Source organism: Massilia sp. TSP1-1-2, assembly GCF_049896185.1.
GTDB lineage: Bacteria > Pseudomonadota > Gammaproteobacteria > Burkholderiales > Burkholderiaceae_D > Telluria_A.
Genome location: NZ_JAFCTU010000009.1, coordinates 139,522 through 159,419, shown reverse-complemented (window position 1 = coordinate 159,419; position 19,898 = coordinate 139,522). Strand labels below are relative to the sequence as shown.

The window sequence follows — 19,898 nt, the reverse complement described above, 5'->3', positions numbered from 1 at the left end:
AACGCGGATGTCGCAAAAGAGTTGGCTACCTACGGTCCGGTTTCATCGATCCCCGCGTGCGCCTTGACAATATACCGCAAGGCAGTCTGCCCGGCTCACGCAAGCTGCTTGCCAAAGCAAACCGCCTCGGCGCGCCCCACATACTTGCCGTAGTTGGGAATCTCGGCGTAACCGTGGCCCACGTAAAACGCCACTGCCCGCGCATTGACCCGCCGCGTCTCCAGCCACAGCTCCCGGTACCCGAAGCCTTGCGCCTCGCGTTCCAGGTGCGCCAGCAGTGCCGCGCCAACGGCGCGCGTGCCAGGCCTGGCATACATGCGCTTGATTTCGCCCACCTCGCCCTCGAGTGGACGCAGCGCGCCGCAGCCCAACAAGGCGCCATCGTCCCCCTTGGCGACCACGAACAGCGAGCGCGCCGCGCGCGCATCATCCACCGAAAACGAAGCTTGTCCGCTCGATCCGGTAAGCGCTGCCAGCGCCGCCGACAGTTCCGCGACCAGTACCTGCGCCTCGGCGCTGCCGGGGTCGCACGCCTGGACGATCATCAGCCGCGCAGCTTGGCGAACGCCGCCGCCATCGAGCCGCCCGCCGGTGCCGGCGCCTTGTCCTGCTTTTGCTGGTGCTGCGCCAGACTCTTGCGGTCGTTGCGGTCGCCGCGCTGCTCGACCTTGGCGCCCGGCTGCGGCGCGCTGTCGGTCAGGCGCATGGTCAGCGCTATGCGCTTGCGCTTCTCGTCCACTTCCAGCACCTTCACGCGCACCACCTGGCCAGCCTTGACCACGGTATGCGGGTCCTTCACGAAGGTGTTCGACAGCGCCGAAATATGCACCAGGCCATCCTGGTGCACGCCGATGTCGACAAACGCCCCGAACGCGGCCACGTTGGTCACCACGCCCTCGAGGATCATGTCGGGACGCAGGTCGCGGATCTCTTCCACGCCTTCCTTGAAGGTGGCGGTGGTGAACTCCGGACGCGGGTCGCGCCCCGGCTTTTCCAGCTCCTTCAAGATGTCGGTAATGGTCGGCACGCCGAATTTTTCATCGGCGTAGCGCGCCGGATTCAAGGTCTTGAGCAGGCCAGCGTCGCCAATCACCGCCTTCATCTCCTTCTTTATATCGGCCAGGATCTTTTCGACCAGCGGATACGATTCCGGGTGCACCGCCGAGGCGTCGAGCGGATTGTCGCCGCCCATCACGCGCAGAAATCCGGCCGCCTGCTCGAACGTCTTCTCGCCCAGGCGCGGCACGGCTTTGAGCGCCGCGCGCGAGACAAACGCGCCTTTCAGGTCGCGGTAGGTGACGATCGCCTGCGCCACGCTCGACGACAGGCCCGAGACGCGCGCCAGCAGCGGCGCCGACGCGGTATTCACATCCACCCCCACCGCATTGACGCAATCTTCCACCACCGCGTCGAGCGAGCGCGCGAGCTGGCTCTGGCTCACGTCGTGCTGGTACTGGCCCACGCCGATCGACTTGGGATCGATTTTTACCAGTTCGGCCAGCGGGTCTTGCAGGCGGCGCGCGATCGACACCGCGCCGCGCAGCGAGACATCCATGTCGGGCAGTTCGCGCGAGGCAAATTCAGAGGCCGAATACACCGACGCTCCCGCTTCGGACACCACGATCTTGGTCATCTTCAGCTCGGCGCGCTGCTTGATCAGGTCTTGCGCCAGCTTGTCCGTTTCGCGCGAGGCGGTGCCGTTGCCGATCGAGATGAGCGACACATTGTGCTTGGCCGCCAGCGCGCCGAGCACGTGCAGCGAGCCATCCCAGTCGTTGCGCGGCTGGTGCGGGTAGATGACGGCAGTGTCCATGACCTTGCCGGTGGCGTCGACCACGGCCACCTTCACGCCCGTGCGCAAGCCGGGGTCCAGGCCCATGGTGGCGCGCTGGCCGGCCGGCGCGGCCAGCAGCAGCGCCTTGAGGTTGAGGGCAAACACATTGATGGCGTCCAGTTCGGCGCGCTCGCGCAAGGCGCCCATCAGCTCCGTTTCGAGGTGCATGAAGCTTTTTACGCGCCAGGTCCAGCGCGCCGTGTCTTGCAGCCACTTGTCGGCCGGGCGGCCCTGGCCCTTGATGCCAAAGCGCGCGGCGATGCGCCCTTCGCACGGATTGTGCGGCGCGTCCCACTTCGGTTTTTCCGCTTCCGTGTCCAGGCGCAGCGTGACGTCGAGCATGCCTTCGCGGCGTCCGCGCAGCAGCGCCAGCGCGCGGTGCGACGGCACGGTGGAAATCGTTTCCAAATAATCGAAGTAGTCGGCGAATTTTTCGCCTTCGTCCTGCTTGCCTTCGACCACCTTGGATTCGACGATGCCGTGTTCCTGCACGTATTCGCGCAGCGACTGCAGCAGCGTTGCGTCTTCGGCGAAGCGCTCCATCAGGATCTGGCGCGCGCCGTCCAGCGCCGCCTTGGTGTCGGCCACGCCCGGGTTGTTGCCGTCGTCGGTAGTAAACGCATCGCGCAGATAATTGGCCGCCTGTTCTTCAGGCACCAGCATCGGGTCGCCCAGCAAGCCCTCGGCCAGCGGCATCAAGCCTGCTTCGATCGCGATCTGGGCCTTGGTGCGGCGTTTTTGCTTGTACGGCAGGTACAGGTCTTCGAGGCGGGTCTTGTCTTGGGCATGGGTGACGGCGTCAAGCAGCGCCGGCGTCATCTTGTTCTGTTCGGTGATCGAGGCGATGATCGCGGCGCGCCGGTCTTCCAGTTCGCGCAGGTAGCGCAGGCGCTCTTCGAGCAGGCGCAGCTGGATGTCGTCCAGGCCGCCTGTCGCTTCCTTGCGGTAACGTGCAATAAACGGGACGGTGGCGCCCTCGTCGAGCAGGGCGATGGCGGCGGCAACTTGCACCGGTTTGGCGGCAAGTTCAATGGCGAGGCGTTGTTCAATGGTAGGGAGCATGGGACATCCTGGTGAGTCAAAAACAAAAGGCAAAACGCAAAACGCAAGAGCGGAATCATACGCAATCGCGGCGAATGCGCCAGTCTTGACAGTGCCGGCGTCGTGTGCAAGACCAGCGCGCAGTGTGACAGGACAATTGTTTCCGGTGAGTACCGACTGTAGCGGGGCTATCCTCGCGCGATTTACCCTGCACTATATATTTCCGTATTGATACAAATCAAGGCTGATAACCGGGCTCAGCGTGCGGAAGAGAACAAAACACAAAATGTCCTCGGGCTGATAATATCGAGTGTTATCGTTTTCGATACTGCCCATACAGAACCAATGCACACGATGGATTTAACGCGCGATGGCGCCCGTGTAGGAACCCCCGCGACGCCTGCTGCGCCGCACGCCCCCTCTACGTCGGCCCTGCCGGCGCCAATTGCCAGCTGGCTGCAACGGGTCGAGGCGGCCGCGCACCCCCAGCCCAAGCTGGACCTTGAACTCAAGGATCCCAAGATTGCGCAGTACAAATTTGTCTATGTGCTGGCCCCCACCAGTGGCGGGCGGCATGTGGCCCTGTGCCTGTGCAAGGCCCGGCTCAAGCCGAACGGCGAAGTGGCGGCGGCCAGCCCCGTCAGCGAAGTATTCTCACTGCTGTCGGCCCCGCCCGCTTACCTGGAAGGCGACGATGAAGACCTGGTGCGTTTTTTCATTGCCATGCGCAGCGGCGCCTCCTCGCAAGGCGGCAGCGCCACCGAACCCAAGGGTAAAGTCGGCGCTATTCTTTTGGAAATGTTGCTAAAACAAGACAAACTGCTGTGGGCAAACTCTTGGCAGGATATGTCCGGCGGGCTGATTTACCCGCTCAAGCACGGCCCGGTGCGCGAAGCAAACCTGGTCTGGCGCGACGAAGGCCGTACCGCCCGCCTGGGCTGGCAGGTCGCGCCGCCCAGCGGGGCCACGCACAGCGCGGCCGACCAGATCGACTACATGCTGCCGACCGATCCGCCGTGGTACATCGACAACCTGTCGTGCGGCGCCTTGGCGCTCAACCGCGGCGGGGTCGATATTTCGCTGGCCGACCTGCAGGCGCTGGTCGCCCAGGCGCCCCCCCTGACCGGCAACGATAAAAAACGCGTGTCGCAACTGCTGCTCGCCCATGGCCTGCAGCAACTGATGCCGCTGCCGCAACCGCTGACCCAGCGCCTGCGCGACGACGTCAAGCCGCGCGCCCACTTGCTGCTCGACAGCGTGCACCTGGCCGACGGCCCGCTGCAGCGCTGGCACGATTACGCCGTCATTTCCTTCGATTACGATGGCGAGCGCGTTTCCTTCGATCCGGCCCAGCGCGTGGTGCGCCAGGTGGGCGACGTCACCGAAGTCATTGCGCGCGACAGCACGGCCGAGGCGCAGGCACTGCAGGCGCTGACCTTGCTTGGTTTTCGCAAGCCGCTGACGCCGCCCTTGAACGGGCTGGCCGGGGCGCTGCAGCTAGAAAGCCAGGCCCACTGGATCCGCTTTGCCGAAGGCGAACTGGATGGCCTGGGCGAGGCCGGCTGGCACCTGCACAAGTCGGCCAAATACCGCTATGACGTGGTGGCGGTCGAGGATTGGTATGCCGAGATCGACGAACCGGTCGACGCCGGCAATGCCTGGTTCGAGCTGGAACTGGGCATCGTGGTCGCGCAAAAACGCGTGCCGCTGCTGCCGGTGCTGGTACAGCTGATCCGCAGCGCGCCGCTGGACTTCAACCCGGAAGTGCTGGCCGCCCACCCCGATACCGACCAGATGCTGGCGACCTTGCCCGACGGCGTGCGCGTGGCGCTGCCATGGGGCCGCCTGAAACCCATCCTCAATACGCTTGGCGAACTGTATTTCAGCGACAAGATCAAGAACAAGGTCCGCCTGTCGACGCTGGACGCGGCCCGCCTTGAAGAGCTGGCGCGCGGCACTGAGCTGCGCTGGTTCGGCGGCGAACAGTTGCGCGAAACGGGCCGCAAGCTCAGCCTGTTCGGCTCGGTCCAGAAGGTGGCGCCGCCGCTTGGGCTGCAAGCGACCCTGCGCGACTACCAGGCCGATGGTCTGGCGTGGATGCAATTTTTGCGCGAGTACGACCTGGCCGGCATCCTGGCCGATGACATGGGCCTGGGAAAAACCGTCCAGACGCTGGCCCACATCCTGCTGGAAAAAGAAGCAGGGCGCCTGACCCGTCCGGCATTGGTGATCGCCCCCACCAGCCTGATGGCCAACTGGCAAGACGAAGCGGCCCGCTTCACGCCGGACCTGCGCGTGCTCCTGCTGCAAGGCAAGGAGCGGCTGGAACAGTTCGACAAGATTGACGAGTGCGACATCATCTTGACGACCTATGCGCTGTTGCCGCGCGACGAGGAAAAGCTGCGCGAGCACGAATATCACCTCGTGATCCTCGACGAATCCCATTACATCAAGAATAATCGCTCGAAAGCGGCGCAAAGTGCCGGCCTGTTAAAGTCGCGCCATCGCCTGTGCCTGACCGGCACCCCGCTCGAGAACCATCTGGGCGAGCTGTGGTCGCAATTCCACTTTTTGCTGCCGGGCTTGCTGGGCGACGAGAAGACCTTCAACAGCCAGTTCCGCCACCCCATCGAACGCCAGGACGACCCGCTGCGGCGTGGCATGCTGAACCGGCGTATCCGGCCGTTCCTGCTGCGCCGTACCAAAGACAATGTGGCCAAGGAATTGCCACCCAAGACCGAGATGGTGCGCAAGGTCGAGTTGTCGGGCGCCCAGCGCGACCTGTACGAGACGGTGCGCCTGGCGATGGACAAGAAAGTGCGCGACGAGATCGACAAAAAAGGCGTTGCGCGCAGCCAGATCGTCATCCTCGAGGCGCTGCTCAAGCTGCGCCAGGTGTGCTGCGACCCGCGCCTGGTGAAAGCCTTGCCGGCCAAAAAGAAGGACAGTGGCTCGGCCAAGCTGATCGACCTGATGCAAATGGTGGATGATTTGCTCGAAGAAGGCCGCAAGATCCTCGTGTTCTCGCAATTTACCAGCATGCTGGCGCTGATCCAGGAAGAACTGGACGCGCGCCGCATCCCGTTTGCCTTGCTCACCGGCGACACCAAGGACCGCGCCGCGCAAGTGGCTGCCTTCCAGCAGGGTGCCGTGCCGATTTTCCTGATCAGCCTGAAAGCGGGCGGCGTGGGCTTGAACCTGACCGCGGCCGACACCGTCATCCACTACGATCCATGGTGGAATCCGGCCGCGGAAAACCAGGCCACCGACCGCGCCTGGCGGATCGGCCAGGACAAGCCCGTCTTCGTCTACAAGCTGATCGCCAAGGGGACGCTGGAAGAAAAGATTCAGTTGCTGCAACAGAAGAAGTCTGATCTGGCGCAGTCGATCCTGGCCGACGGCGAGGCGCACAAGATGGCGCTGACGCAAGAAGATTTGCAGGCGATCTTTGCGCCCCTGGAAGAGTAATTGTAACAATATAAACATAATGTCAACATTGGGGGTATACTAGTAAGCAATTTTTGCGAACGGTATGAAAGGCCTGCCCAATGAATCGTAGCGCCGGCCTCACGGGCCAGCAAAGCCTGGCGCGCAGCAATAAGGATGAGCAATTCCGCGCCATCGCCGAATTGCACGGCGACATTGCCTGGACGGTTGATTGCGCGTCAGGCTTGCTCACTTATGTCAGTCCGGCCGCGATCGCCCTGTCCGGTTATGGGCTGGAGCAATTTCACAGCCACGTCGAAGTAGACTGGATCGGCGGCCCCCTGGCCGATCTGGGCGCCGGGCTGGCCGAACGCCTGCGCCGCTTTGCCGCCGGCGACTTGTCGCGCAAGCGGCTGGTGCGCAGTTTTGAGCAAGCGCTCGCCGACGGGCGCGTCATTCCTCTGGAAGTAACTTCCAGTATTGTTGTCGATGCCGCCGGCGAAGCCGTGGCCGTGGTGGGAACGGCGCGCGACGTGAGTGAACTGCGCCATGAACTGCGCGAAAAAGCGGCCGAGCAGCGGCGTTTTACCAGCATGCTGAACCACGAATTTCGCACGCCCCTGTCCACCATCGACGGTGCGATCCAGCGGCTGGAAGTGACCGGGGCGAACGCCGACGAGCCAACGCGGCTGCGTTATCGCAAGATTCAGGCGGCCGTCGATCGCTTGATCGGCTTGCTGGACGAACACTTGTCGCCGGAACGCATGGACGAGGCCAGCGCCACTCGTCCGGCCGAATCCGTCTCGCCCGCACTGCTGCTCGAAGAAGCGGCGCAGATGGTGCGCGCCGCAGGACGCCAGGCAATTTTACAAATCGGCGACTTGCCGGCCCAGTTGCGCTGCCAGCCCGGCGGCTTGCGCGTGGCCATGAAGGTCATGGTCGACAATGCCCTGCAATACGGGCCTGCCGGGCTGCCGATCACCGTGTCCGGGCAGCGCGCCGAAGGCGGCGTTGAACTGCTGGTGCGCGATGGCGGCGCCGGTATTCCCGCTGCCGATCTGCCGCGCATCTTCGACAAACGCTACCGGGGCAGCAAAGCTACGGGTTTCGGGTCGGGATTGGGCCTGTATATGGCCCGTTCCGTGGTCGAAGTATGCGGTGGGCATATTTCCGCAAGAAATGTTGCGCCGAGCGGCGCTGAATTTCGCATTTGGCTCCCGGCACGGGCTATCCCGGGGAAAAGTGTTGCGCAGAAAGTGATCAACAGTGATAATTCCGATGAATAAAGTACAAAGGTTGGCGCCGGGATTTTCTCGAAAATCACCTCGGGGTTCACGAAATGAAAAAAAATTGGCCAACCCATGACGCAAATCCTGATTGTTGAAGACAACGGCGACTACGCCGGAGATATGGCGGAGTTTCTCACTGAACTTCACCATGATGTATCGATTGCCACTACCGCCGGCGAAATGTGGGCCGCGCTGACCAAAACGCCCGCTGCCGTGGTCGTGCTGGACCTGGGCTTGCCGGACGAGGATGGCTTCAACGTCATCCCCCGCATGCGCCAGCTGTATCCCGAAATCGGGCTGCTGGTGCTGACCGGGCGGGTTGCGTTCGATAACCGTATCCTGGGTTTGCGCCTGGGCGCCGACCATTACCTGACCAAGCCGATCAAGTTCCCGGAGCTGGCCGCCCACATCGAGGCGCTCGACCGCCGCGTGCGGCCGCCTGAGCCGAGCACGCCGCAACCATCCAAGTGGACGCTGAAAATCAGCGCGCGCCAACTGCAACTGATGGATTCGGTGATTGATCTGACGGAAAAAGAGTGCAACTTCCTGCATCTGCTCACCATCAACACCCGGCCAGTGCCGCGCCAGGTGATCGTGGCCGGCATGGGTGGGGAAGATCCGGATGCCAGCCGCCGGGTTGACATGCTGGTCTACAGGCTGCGCAAGAAGGCGCGCAGTGGACTGGGCCAGGATTTGCCGCTGCGCAGCGCGTACGGCGAGGGCTATAGCCTGTCTGCAGGGTTCACATTGGCGTAAGCAGGGACAGGTTCAGCCCGGATCTGACGCTTCAGGGAATTAATTAGGGACAGGACATGAAGGGTTGGTTAGAATCCTTCTTCCCTGACCCTTTTTATTTCGCCATGGCCCGCCTGCCCCGCCTTGTTTTGCCAAACCATCCCCATCACATCATTCAGTCGGCAAATGACGGCCAGCTGATTTTTCGCGAGGCCGAGGATTTCCAGCGCTTCCTCCGATGGCTGCGCGAGAGCGCAAAGGAATTCAAGGTAGCCATCCACGCTTATGTGCTGATGCCGGACCACCTGCACCTGCTGGCCTCGCCGGGAACGGTGGAAGGCCTTGCGCAGATGATGCAGCGGCTTGGTCGGTACTACGTTCCTTGGTACAACTCCAAATATGGCCGCAGCGGTGGGCTGTTCAAAGGCAGGTTCAAAACCTCGCTGATCGATTCGGAGAAGTATTTTATGGTGTGCAGCAGGTATATCGAGTCCAATCCGCTGCGCTCGCAGGTGGTATCGGATCCACTCGAGTATCAGTGGTCAAGCTATCCCCATCACGCGGGAGTGCAGCCGGATCCGGTGATTACTGATCATGCGCTGTATTGGGCGCTGGGGAATACGCCTTTCCAGAGGGAAGCGGCGTATCGGGAGTTGAGCCGGCCTCTGCTCAGTGAAAAGGAAATGGCCATTGTGGATGCCGCTGTCCTGAGGGGATGGCCCTTGGGGTCGGATGCCTTCAAGACAGAATTGCAACAGCGTGCCAAGCGCCAGGTGTTGCCGGCGAAGCGCGGCAGGCCGTTCAAAGTCAAACCGGCCGCGCCGTAATACGCAGCCGGGGAATGAAAGAATAATCTTGCCGTTTAGGCAATCTTGTAAGGCACTGTGCGCTCCGGACGTCGCCTTCGCGTCCCTCACACGCGGCTAATATGACGACTCAGCAAGCTTCCCCTTCCTACTGCATGAAAATTAACGCCGTGATGGCAGCCATTTGGGGAGCGTTGCTAGCCTTTGTGCTGGGCAATGGCTGGTTCACGTCGATTGATCTGGAGCGGCCTTTGCACGTGCTGATACTGGGCAGTTCGTTGGCTATTGTTGCTGTGGCGATTCCCGCTTTGCGGGATGCGGAACTACGCAATCCGGCATCGATAGCTTATCTCGTTGTCGGCATCCTGCTCCTGGGCGCCACAGCCGCGCTAATCGCTTTGAGCCTCTTTACGATACTGCTGTCGGGCTGGAACATGAACAGTCATCGCTGACAGGCGGCCCCGGTTGTTGGTATTTTCCGTTCTTCTTTTCCTCAATTCATCAGAAAAGCGCAGGAGCTCGCGAATTTCGTCCTCGGTCGCGCGCGCGGTGTAAAACACTTCCCTGTCATCCCACTCCAGTTGAATTGGACGTTCTTGGCCAGTGCGGGGCCAAACACGTCCATGTTGAAGGCCGCGCCAGTCGGTGTTTGCGCTGTAGCATGGAACAAAATGCCATGCGGAAACTCCCGTCCCGCATTTGCCGTTACCAAAAATCATCACCTCTGAAGCACGTAAGGGCAAGAATTAGGCATCACAGCGCCGGATAAGCGGTCCGGTCGACTATGTCCCTAATTAAAATTCAAGGAACGCAAAATAAGTTTTATTCGACTCCGACCCTAATTAATTCACTTGAGATTTCTGCTGCATTGCACTAACCTTGGCCTTCGACTTAAAAAGCTGTGGAGAAAACGCATGATTGCTCAAGGTTTGTACGACCCGTCCAATGAACACGATGCCTGCGGCGTCGGTTTCATCGCCCATATCAAGGGCAACAAGAGCCACTCCATTATCGAACAAGGCTTGCTGATCCTGAAAAACCTGGATCACCGGGGTGCCGTCGGCGCAGACAAGCTGATGGGCGATGGCGCCGGCATCCTGATCCAAATCCCCGACCAGTACTACCGCGACGAAATGGCCAAGCAGGGCGTGGAATTGCCGCCCCCGGGCGAATATGGCGTCGGCATGGTCTTTCTGCCGAAGGAAAACGCGTCCCGCATCGCTTGCGAGCAGGAAATTGAACGCGCCGTGCGCATCGAAGGCCAGGTCGTTCTCGGCTGGCGCAACGTGCCGATCGACGACGCCATGCCGATGTCGCCCACCGTGCGCGCCAAGGAACCGGTGATTCGCCAGATCTTCATCGGTCGCGGCCCGGACATCATGGTCACCGACGCGCTCGAGCGCAAACTGTATGTGATCCGCAAGTCGTCCGGCCACGCCATCCAGGCACTCAAACTGCTGCACGGCAAAGAATTCTTCGTGCCATCGATGTCGGCCCGCACCATTGTCTACAAGGGCTTGCTGCTCGCCGACCAGGTGGGCGTCTATTACAAGGACCTGCAAGATCCACGCTGCATCTCGGCGCTGGCGCTGGTGCACCAGCGTTTCTCGACCAATACGTTCCCGGAATGGCCGCTGGCCCACCCGTACCGCCTGATCGCCCACAACGGCGAAATCAACACCGTCAAGGGCAACTTCAACTGGATGCGCGCGCGCGAAGGCGTGATGAAGTCGGCCGTGCTGGGCGAAGACCTGCAAAAGCTGTTCCCGCTGATCTACGAAGGCCAGTCCGACACCGCCTGCTTCGACAACGCGCTCGAACTGCTGATCATGGCCGGCTACCCGATCGCCCAAGCGATGATGATGATGATTCCGGAAGCGTGGGAAAACCACACGATGATGGACGATAACCGCCGCGCTTTCTATGAATACCACGCCGCGATGATGGAACCATGGGACGGCCCGGCCGCGATGGCCTTCACCGACGGGCGCCACATCGGCGGCACGCTGGACCGCAATGGCCTGCGTCCGGCGCGTTACATCGTCACGGACGACGATCTGGTCGTGATGGCGTCGGAGTCGGGCGTGCTGCCGATTCCCGAATCGAAAATCATCCAGAAGTGGCGTTTGCAGCCGGGTAAGATGTTCTTGATCGACCTGGAAGCTGGCCGCATCATCGACGATAAAGAGCTCAAAGACACCTATTCGAACGCCAAGCCCTACAAGGCATGGATCAACTCGGTACGCATCAAGCTCAATGAAATCAAGCTGAGCGAAAGCCAGCTGGGCCACAACCGCGCCAAGGATGCGGCGCCGGCACAGGGCGAAAAGCCGCTGACCTCGGTGCTCGACCGCCAGCAAGCGTTCGGCTACACCCAGGAAGACTTGAAGTTCCTGATGGCGCCCATGGCATTGCTGGGCGAAGAAGCCACCGGCTCGATGGGCAACGACTCGCCGCTGGCCGTCATGTCCAACAAGCTCAAGCCGCTCTACAACTACTTCAAGCAATTGTTCGCGCAAGTGACCAACCCGCCGATCGACCCGATCCGCGAAGCGATGGTCATGTCGCTCGTCTCGTTCATTGGACCGAAGCCGAACCTGCTCGACACCAACAACGTCAATCCACCGATGCGCCTGGAAGTGTCGCAGCCGGTGCTCGGCTTTGACGACATGGCGCGCCTGCGCAACATCAGCGCGCATACCGGCAGCAAGTTCAAGTCATATGAGTTGAACATCTGCTATCCGGTCGCCTGGGGCAAGGAAGGCATTGAAGCCTCGCTCGCGTCGCTGTGCGCCGAAGCGGTCGATGCGGTGCGTTCCGGCCATAACATCCTGATCGTGTCGGACCGCAATGTGGCTGCCGACCAGGTCGCCATTCCCGCGCTGCTGGCAACCTCGACCATTCACCAGCACCTGGTCGCGCGCGGCTTGCGCGCCTCCACCGGCCTGGTCGTGGAGACCGGTTCGGCCCGTGAAACCCACCATTTTGCCTTGCTGGCAGGGTATGGCGCGGAAGCCGTGCACCCCTACCTGGCCATGGAAACGCTGGCCGAAATGGCGCAAGGCATGCATGGCGACCTGTCGCCGGAAACGGCGATCTACAACTACACCAAGGCGGTCGGCAAGGGCTTGATGAAGGTCATGTCCAAGATGGGCATTTCGACCTACATGTCGTATTGCGGCGCGCAGATTTTTGAAGTCATCGGCTTGAACAAGTCGCTGGTCGACAAGTACTTCAAGGGCACGGCGTCGAATGTCGAAGGCATTGGCGTGTTTGAAGTGGCTGAGGAAGCCTTGCGCCTGCACACGCTGGCCTTTGGCAACGATCCGGTCCTGCTCGACGCGCTCGACGCGGGCGGCGAGTACGCCTTCCGCGTGCGCGGCGAAGAACACATGTGGACGCCAGACGCGATTGCAAAGCTGCAGCATTCGACCCGCAGCAACAATTTTTCCAGCTACAAGGAATACGCGCAAATCATCAACGACCAAAGCCGCCGTCACCTGACGCTGCGCGGCCTGTTCGAATTCAAGCTCGACCCGGCCAAGGCGATCCCGCTCGATGAAGTGGAATCGGCCAAGGACATTGTCAAGCGGTTCGCCACCGGCGCCATGTCGCTCGGCTCGATCTCGACCGAAGCGCACGCCACGCTGGCCATTGCCATGAACCGCATCGGCGGCAAGTCGAACACCGGTGAAGGCGGCGAAGACCCGGCACGCTACGCGATGGAACTGAAGGGCATTCCGATCAAGCAGGGGGAGACAATGTCGTCCGTTATCGGCGCGCAGAACGTCGTGGTCGACATCCCGTTAAAAGACGGCGACTCGCTGCGTTCGCGCATCAAGCAAGTCGCGTCAGGACGCTTCGGCGTCACGGCCGAGTACTTGAACTCGGCCGACCAGATCCAGATCAAGATGGCGCAGGGCGCAAAGCCTGGCGAAGGCGGTCAGTTGCCAGGCCATAAGGTGTCGGAATACATTGCCAGCCTGCGCTTTTCGGTGCCGGGCGTGGGACTCATTTCGCCGCCGCCGCACCATGACATCTATTCGATCGAAGATCTGGCGCAGCTGATCCACGACCTGAAAAACGCCAATCCGCGCGCCTCGATCTCGGTCAAGCTGGTCTCGGAAGTGGGCATCGGTACCGTCGCTGCCGGCGTGACCAAGGCGAAAGCGGACCACGTGGTCGTGGCCGGCCATGATGGCGGTACGGGCGCTTCGCCGCTGTCGTCGGTCAAGCATGCCGGTACGCCGTGGGAACTGGGCCTGGCCGAAACGCAGCAGACGCTGGTGCTCAATGGTTTGCGCAGCCGTATCCGCGTGCAGGCCGATGGCCAGATGAAAACCGGCCGCGACGTGGTCATCGCCGCCATGCTGGGCGCTGACGAGATCGGTTTCGCCACCGCGCCGCTGGTGGTGGAAGGTTGCATCATGATGCGCAAGTGCCACCTGAACACTTGCCCCGTCGGCGTGGCAACCCAGGACCCGATCCTGCGCGCCAAGTTCGCCGGCAAGCCTGAATATGTCGTCAACTATTTCTTCTTCGTCGCGGAAGAAGCACGCCAGCTGATGGCGCAACTGGGCATCCGCACCTTTGACGAGCTGATCGGCCGTTCCGACCTGCTCGACAAGTCGCAAGCCATCGAGCACTGGAAAGCACGCGGGCTGGATTTCTCGAACATTTTCTACCAGCCAAAGTCGCAGCCGGGCATGTCGATTTTCCATACCGAGTTCCAGGAACACGGGCTGGAAAAGGCGCTCGATCACAAGCTGATCGCGCAAGCCAAGGCAGCGCTGGAAAAAGGCGAGCGCGTCTCGTTCATCTCGCCAGTGCGCAACGTTCACCGCACCGTCGGCACCATGCTGTCGGGCGAAGTGGCCAAGCGTTACGGTCATGCCGGTTTGCCGGACGACACCATCCACATCCAGCTGCAAGGCACGGCAGGCCAGTCGGCTGCCGCCTTCCTGGCCGCCGGCATCACGATCGACCTGGTAGGCGAAGGCAACGATTACGTGGGCAAGGGCTTGTCGGGTGGCCGCATCATCGTGCGTCCGAATACGGAATTCCGGGGCTGGGCAGTGGACAACATCATTGTCGGCAACACCGTGCTGTACGGCGCGATTTCCGGCGAAGCCTTCTTCAACGGCGTGGCCGGCGAGCGTTTTGCGGTGCGTAACTCGGGCGCCACGGCCATTGTCGAAGGCTGCGGCGACCACGGTTGCGAATACATGACCGGCGGCACCGTCGTGGTGCTGGGCGCAACGGGCCGCAACTTTGCCGCAGGCATGTCGGGCGGCGTGGCGTATGTCTACGATCCAAGCGGCGACTTTGAAAAGAAATGCAACACCACGATGGTCAACCTCGAGCGCGTCATGAGCAGCAAGGACCAGAGCGACGTGGCGGCATGGCACAGCCAGAGCCGCGAGAGCGCGCGCGAAGCGGACGAAACAATCCTGAAACGCCTGATCGAACGCCATTTCAAGCACACCGGCAGCACCCGCGCCCGCAACCTGCTCGACGACTGGGCAGCGAGCCGTGGCAAGTTTGTCAAAGTCTTCCCGACCGACTACAAGCGCGCGCTGGAAGAAATGCACAACAGCAGCATGGAAGAAGCTGCCGAAAAGATCGCCGCGTAAGCGCAAGTTAAAGAATAAAAGGAAAACATCGTGGGTAAAATCACCGGCTTCATGGAATTCAAGCGTCAGGACGAAAGCTATCTCGAGCCTGCCGCGCGCCTCAAGAACTACAAGGAATTTGTCCTGCACCTGTCGGACCCGCAAGCGAAGGTGCAGGCGGCGCGCTGCATGGATTGCGGCATCCCGTTTTGCAACAGCGGCTGCCCGGTCAACAACATCATCCCGGACTGGAATGACCTGGTTTATCACGGCAATTACCGCGCTGCCCTGGAGAACCTGCACTCGACCAACAATTTCCCTGAGTTCACGGGCCGCATCTGCCCGGCGCCGTGCGAATCGGCCTGTACGCTGGGCATCAATGACGATCCGGTCGGCATCAAGTCGATCGAGCACAAGATCATCGATACCGGCTGGGAACATGGCTGGGTGGTGCCGCAGCCGCCGTCCGTCCTGACCGGCAAAAAAGTGGCCATCATTGGTTCCGGTCCGGCCGGCATGGCAGCGGCCCAGCAATTGGCCCGCGTCGGCCACGCGGTGACGGTGTTTGAAAAGAGCGACCGCATCGGCGGCCTGCTGCGTTACGGCATTCCCGACTTTAAAATGGAAAAGTTGCACATTGACCGCCGCGTGGAACAGATGGAAGCCGAAGGCGTCGTGTTCCGCACCAGCGTCTTGGTCGGCAAGGACTTCCCGGCCAGCGTCAACAACTGGGCGAAAGAAACGATTTTCCCGGAAGACCTGGAAAAGGAATTTGACGCCGTCATCATGGCCGGCGGCGCGGAGCAACCGCGCGACTTGCCCGTGCCGGGGCGCGAGCTCAAGGGCGTGCATTTCGCGATGGACTTCCTGCCGCTGCAAAACAAGGTCAATGCCGGCGACAAGGTCAAGGACCAGATGAAGGCCAGCGGCAAGCATGTGGTCGTGATCGGCGGCGGCGATACCGGATCTGACTGCGTGGGCACCTCGAACCGCCATGGCGCCGCCTCCGTGGCCCAGTTCGAACTGATGCCTATGCCCCCGGAGCAAGAAAACAAGCCGCTGGTGTGGCCGTACTGGCCGACCAAGCTGCGCACGTCCTCGTCGCACGAAGAAGGCTGCGAGCGCGACTGGGCCGTGGCGACCAAACGTTTCGAAGGCAAGGGCGGCAAGGTCGACAAGCTGATCGCCTGCCGCGTTGAGTGGAAAGACGGCAAGATGACTGAAGTGCCGAATTCCGAATTCGAGATGAAGGCTGACCTGGTGTTGCTGGCGATGGGTTTTGTTTCGCCGGTGCAGCAAGTGCTCGAAGCGTTCGGTGTGGAAAAAGATGGACGCGGCAATGCCAAGGCGACCACCGACGGCGTAGGCTGCTACCAGACCAGCGTGCCGAAAGTGTTCGTGGCGGGCGACATGCGGCGCGGACAATCGCTGGTGGTGTGGGCGATTCGTGAAGGCCGCCAGGCGGCCCGTGCAGTCGATGAATTCCTGATGGGCTCATCGGTGCTGCCGCGCTGATTGGATTGACAGTGCGGAGAACGTCGGCTTGGTGCATCAAGGCTGGGCCAAATTGACTCCGCGCTGGAATTGATGAATAAAGCTGGCGGGGATAGCGATATCAATTTTCAGCGATCTGCTCATCTGGACCGTCAGACGGTCTAGTTTGACGGGATCATTCAACACAGCCAGAACGCTACGGCGTGTAGATTCCTCCATGAACAAGCGCGCATCGTGACCTAGCAACGCTGCTCCAGCGAGGTCGATCGCAAAGTCGCAACTTTCCAAAATTGACGACGCGTCGTCAAATAAGCGGTTGGAGTTTCCGGCAGCGTGGTAGTTCCTTAGCAAGTAAAGGAGGTCCTGCGCGTCTTTGTTGTCCCCCCGGCCCCGATCATTCCATGCAAGTATTTTTAGGATAGCCAAGGCAGGTATCGACACGACATTGACGATCAGTCCTGTCCCCACATCCACCTTAATTGCGTGCTCCAGCGCATCAGCATAGCCGGTAACGTTCATGACGACTGCCATATCCGGCGGCCAAGCTATCGTGTTGGCGCTGGCTATTTTCCCGAACGGAATAAGGTCGAGCGGATAGGCAGTTTGATGCGCGCCTGGTCGGTAATACAGGCGGTGGGTTGTGGCGGTCAGCGATTGAAAGTCGCCGCTGTGAATGAATGCCTGTCGGATTATGTCGAATTGCGACCAGTCCTCGAGGGCAATGGCGAAGTCGACGTCGCGCGTGGCCCGGTCGGCCTCGATGCCGAAAACATGGGTCATCACGATATCCCTTGCCATCGCACCGATGAGGAAGTAACTGGCTTGATGCGTTGCAGCAATGTCGTGCAGTGCCTTGAGGATAATGTGGATAACAGAATTGAGGGGCCTAGTCTTCTGTACCATGTATATAGTTGATCACCTCTTGATAAATTTTCCTGGCAATAAGCAGATTGCGTGAATCGTTCGTTGCCAGAAGGTCGGCATAAATCAGGTGAAGCGGAACCGTGGGAAAGCTCTCGAAAAAATAGTCCATATTCCAGAAAGCTTGGATGACTTCGATTGTGCCCTGCGGGTCCGCGCGCAGTTTGAAACGTTTGACCAGTTCTGTCAGGTCTCGGGTATCGTTAAATTCCATATAGATGGTGAACGTGGACGGGTTCAGATGCTGTGTTATTTTTTCCGCAGCGACCTCGCCTCCCCACGCCATATTGGCCCGCTCGCCTCCCAACGCCGAAACCCGCATTTCGGGACTCCACTGTTGCATTACCTCAGTTGGGTTGGCGGTCGCAAATCGGAATTTTTTCAGTTTGGGACGCAGTCGGCTGATGTAACCGGTCGCCCATTCGCTCAACATCAGTTCGGGTGCATTGATGATGCGGCGCCCGGTTGGCGTGGTGCCGATAAATCCGCGTGCCTCCAAGGTTTGCAGGGCGGTTCCGATTGCACCGGTTGCAACCCGCACTGACGAAGATATTTCTCGATAAGATGCGTTTAATATCGATGGCTGAGCGAGGGCGGCGAACATCAGGCGCAGGGCGGCCGGCGTGATGGTTTTGTCGGAAGTGAGTGTTGATCCTTTTTCGATCTTGTATCCTGTAATACTGATCAGGATCCCGTCGCCGTTGGTGATCAAGGCGTTCCCAGCCGTGTCTATGAATTCAATGTCCAGTTCCCGGCATCGCGTTGCCATCGCGTTCGTCAATAGACTGGAGACAAGGAGCCGTTTTTTTCCGGCGGCGCAGCGCGCTTTCATATCGTTCAGGATGGCGATTCTGTCGACATTGCGCCTTACTTCGCAAACATAGTCCAGTCGTGTTCCAGCCACTAGCAGGGATACGCTGCCTGCTTGGTCTTCATCGCCAGCCAGCAGCTCGCTCGAAATTCCTGTCGTTTCTTTCAAGCTATTCAAGGCCTCGCCGATTAGCTGCGCTTCGAGCATCAACCCGGCATTTGTTCGCTTGTTCATATCTATTTCCTTTTCACGAAACGTGAACACTTTTCTATAGTGACCGAAAACACGCGGGCGTTCAACTTAATTCTTCGTTCACGTAACGTGAAATACAAAACTAGTTGAACGCTCATGAGGCCAGCCGTACCAACGATACGCAATTGTCCCGATCGGCACGTCTGCGGCAGCAGTTGCCCTCGCAACCTAAATGGCACAACTTGCGCCACGCCCGTTGACTGCGCGAGGCGCCGCCCTATTGGCCGCTCGGCATTATCCTAGGGCGGGCCACAACATCGGCGATCAGCGGCCGGGGCCAGACCCCGCGGCTCTGGCAGGCGGCGCTGGCCTATTTGATCTGGCGCGCCAGCGCATGCGACACCGCCGCGTCGAAACCACCTTTGCTGCCACCTTTCCCGCGCTGTTCGGCCAGATACTTTTCGCGCTGCTTCGACAGCGCCACGATTTGCTCGCGCAACGCTTTGCGCTGCGCCACGGCTTTGTCGAGCGCGACCTGGCGCTGCGCCGGCGCCAGCTTGCGCAGGGAATCGGGCAACTCGGCTTCGGCGATCTGCGGCAACGCCAGCTTGCCCGACTCGGCCTGTTGCACCAGGTCGCTGTCGTCATACGCCTTGTCATTGAGCGCCTTGTTCAGCGCCCGCTCTGCCTTGGCGGCAGCAGGCGCGGCCGCCGCCACGCTCGTCTCCATCGCCACCTGCGCCGACTGGCGCGCCACCCGCTTGTCGCTGGCGCCGTACGCCATGTAGGTGCCGCCGATCTGCTCGCCCAGCCGGGCCAACGGCTCGTCATAAGGCGTGACCACCACATCGACTCCGCCGTCCTGCGCGATGGCGAAGTATTCCCCGCCGCCATACTGGGCAATAGTGCGCCAGGCCCGGGTCGTGTCGGCGTCATCCCCGCACTGGATGGTATTGACGATGATGCCCCGGGTGGCCGCATTGCGCGCACTGGTATCGGTGGGCGGCAGATTCCGATAATCGTTGTGCGGCGGCGCATCGCCCACCAAAAACAGGACCTGCGATGTGCGCGGCCCCGGGGCCGACCAGCCACCGACCCGTACCGCCTCGGCCATGGCGCTGCGCACATCTTCCGGCCCGTCGCCGCCGCCCTGCGCGCGAAAGCGCATCAACTGCGCATACACCGCGTCAAGATTGTCGGTCAGCGGGGTGATGCGCGTCACGTAGGCGTCGCCCCGGTCGCGGTAGGCCACCAGTCCCACCCGGATGGTGGCGCCGCCATTGCCTTGCTGTTGCAGAACATCGTTGACAATGCCCCAGATCCTGGCCTTCGCGCCTTCCAGCATGCCGCCCATCGAGCCGGTCGTGTCCAGCACAAACAGCAGTTCGATGGTCGCGCGCCGTGCCGCTTGTTGCCCGTTGGGCGCGTTTTGCGACAAATGGGGCTGGGCAGCCTGGGCGGGCATGCCGGCAAAGCCGGCCAGCATCATGGCAGCGATCAAGGCGGGGTGGCGCAAGGGGTTCATTTTCTTCTCCGTGAGGTGGCAGCGCACATGCGGGGCCAATACCTGTGAAACGCAGGGCGCGCACGGAAGGGGTCAGCGGCTTTGTAACAACTTATGTCAGGTACCTTGAGGCGATACCGCAGGGCTCATCAGACGACACTTTTTGTCAGATGTTTTTATATGCACAAGATTCCCGGGTGACAACAAAATCACGGCGCTCCGTGAGGATGGCT

At 61.0% G+C, this 19,898-nt stretch carries 12 protein-coding genes; 7 read left to right on the top strand and 5 right to left on the bottom strand.

Annotated elements, in window-relative coordinates:
* Positions 1 to 95: 95 nt before the first annotated feature.
* Positions 96 to 545, bottom strand: coding sequence for a GNAT family N-acetyltransferase (locus ACP7BV_RS10320; RefSeq protein ID WP_426103722.1), 450 nt, complete (start codon positions 543 to 545; stop codon positions 96 to 98).
* Positions 545 to 2,896: a Tex family protein gene (locus ACP7BV_RS10315; RefSeq protein WP_426103721.1), complete on the bottom strand. Its 2,352-nt coding sequence runs from the start codon at positions 2,894 to 2,896 to the stop codon at positions 545 to 547. Before ACP7BV_RS10315 ends, ACP7BV_RS10320 begins: the two co-directional genes overlap by 1 nt.
* Before the next feature lie 333 nt (positions 2,897 to 3,229).
* Here ACP7BV_RS10315 and ACP7BV_RS10310 point away from each other — a divergent pair, with 333 nt between their 5' ends.
* The 7 genes from ACP7BV_RS10310 to ACP7BV_RS10280 all read left to right on the top strand — a co-directional run bounded on the left by ACP7BV_RS10310 (position 3,230) and on the right by ACP7BV_RS10280 (position 16,258).
* Positions 3,230 to 6,343 (top strand): DEAD/DEAH box helicase, encoded by a 3,114-nt coding sequence (locus tag ACP7BV_RS10310; protein WP_426103720.1) that lies wholly within the window; start codon positions 3,230 to 3,232, stop codon positions 6,341 to 6,343.
* Positions 6,344 to 6,423: 80 nt separating this feature from the next.
* A complete protein-coding gene (locus tag ACP7BV_RS10305; protein ID WP_426103719.1) occupies positions 6,424 to 7,587 on the top strand; it encodes an ATP-binding protein in 1,164 nt (387 codons plus the stop codon).
* 75 nt (positions 7,588 to 7,662) lie between these two features.
* Positions 7,663 to 8,346, top strand: coding sequence for a response regulator transcription factor (locus ACP7BV_RS10300; RefSeq protein WP_426103718.1), 684 nt, complete (start codon positions 7,663 to 7,665; stop codon positions 8,344 to 8,346).
* Between the two features lie 104 nt (positions 8,347 to 8,450).
* Entirely contained in the window at positions 8,451 to 9,152 is a 702-nt protein-coding gene (locus ACP7BV_RS10295) for a transposase (RefSeq protein WP_426103765.1), read from the top strand.
* A 101-nt stretch (positions 9,153 to 9,253) separates the two neighbouring features.
* The gene (locus ACP7BV_RS10290) at positions 9,254 to 9,583 is read left to right on the top strand and encodes a hypothetical protein (RefSeq protein ID WP_426103717.1); all 330 of its coding nucleotides are present in this window, start codon (positions 9,254 to 9,256) and stop codon (positions 9,581 to 9,583) included.
* A gap of 462 nt (positions 9,584 to 10,045) precedes the next feature.
* Entirely contained in the window at positions 10,046 to 14,764 is a 4,719-nt protein-coding gene (locus ACP7BV_RS10285) for a glutamate synthase-related protein (protein ID WP_426103716.1), read from the top strand.
* Positions 14,765 to 14,794: 30 nt separating this feature from the next.
* The gene (locus tag ACP7BV_RS10280) at positions 14,795 to 16,258 is read left to right on the top strand and encodes a glutamate synthase subunit beta (RefSeq protein WP_426103715.1); all 1,464 of its coding nucleotides are present in this window, start codon (positions 14,795 to 14,797) and stop codon (positions 16,256 to 16,258) included.
* 36 nt (positions 16,259 to 16,294) lie between these two features.
* On the opposite strand, the gene ACP7BV_RS10275 is transcribed toward ACP7BV_RS10280, so the two are convergent.
* The 3 genes from ACP7BV_RS10275 to ACP7BV_RS10265 all read right to left on the bottom strand — a co-directional run bounded on the left by ACP7BV_RS10275 (position 16,295) and on the right by ACP7BV_RS10265 (position 19,686).
* Positions 16,295 to 17,140, bottom strand: coding sequence for a nucleotidyl transferase AbiEii/AbiGii toxin family protein (locus ACP7BV_RS10275; RefSeq protein WP_426103714.1), 846 nt, complete (start codon positions 17,138 to 17,140; stop codon positions 16,295 to 16,297).
* Complete coding sequence (locus ACP7BV_RS10270) at positions 17,124 to 18,203, bottom strand: type IV toxin-antitoxin system AbiEi family antitoxin (RefSeq protein WP_426103713.1); 1,080 nt, start codon at positions 18,201 to 18,203, stop codon at positions 17,124 to 17,126. The genes ACP7BV_RS10275 and ACP7BV_RS10270 overlap by 17 nt, the downstream gene beginning before the upstream one ends.
* Before the next feature lie 328 nt (positions 18,204 to 18,531).
* Entirely contained in the window at positions 18,532 to 19,686 is a 1,155-nt protein-coding gene (locus ACP7BV_RS10265; RefSeq protein WP_426103712.1) for a vWA domain-containing protein, read from the bottom strand.
* Positions 19,687 to 19,898 lie beyond the last annotated feature (212 nt).

Coding starts and splice junctions, on each gene's coding strand:
- ACP7BV_RS10315 (WP_426103721.1), bottom strand. CDS start 2,896: ATGCTCCCTACCATTGAACAACGCCTCGCCATTGAACTTGCCGCCAAA.
- ACP7BV_RS10310 (WP_426103720.1), top strand. CDS start 3,230: ATGGATTTAACGCGCGATGGCGCCCGTGTAGGAACCCCCGCGACGCCT.
- ACP7BV_RS10320 (WP_426103722.1), bottom strand. CDS start 545: ATGATCGTCCAGGCGTGCGACCCCGGCAGCGCCGAGGCGCAGGTACTG.
- ACP7BV_RS10265 (WP_426103712.1), bottom strand. CDS start 19,686: ATGAACCCCTTGCGCCACCCCGCCTTGATCGCTGCCATGATGCTGGCC.
- ACP7BV_RS10270 (WP_426103713.1), bottom strand. CDS start 18,203: ATGAACAAGCGAACAAATGCCGGGTTGATGCTCGAAGCGCAGCTAATC.
- ACP7BV_RS10305 (WP_426103719.1), top strand. CDS start 6,424: ATGAATCGTAGCGCCGGCCTCACGGGCCAGCAAAGCCTGGCGCGCAGC.
- ACP7BV_RS10290 (WP_426103717.1), top strand. CDS start 9,254: ATGACGACTCAGCAAGCTTCCCCTTCCTACTGCATGAAAATTAACGCC.
- ACP7BV_RS10285 (WP_426103716.1), top strand. CDS start 10,046: ATGATTGCTCAAGGTTTGTACGACCCGTCCAATGAACACGATGCCTGC.
- ACP7BV_RS10295 (WP_426103765.1), top strand. CDS start 8,451: ATGGCCCGCCTGCCCCGCCTTGTTTTGCCAAACCATCCCCATCACATC.
- ACP7BV_RS10300 (WP_426103718.1), top strand. CDS start 7,663: ATGACGCAAATCCTGATTGTTGAAGACAACGGCGACTACGCCGGAGAT.
- ACP7BV_RS10275 (WP_426103714.1), bottom strand. CDS start 17,140: ATGGTACAGAAGACTAGGCCCCTCAATTCTGTTATCCACATTATCCTC.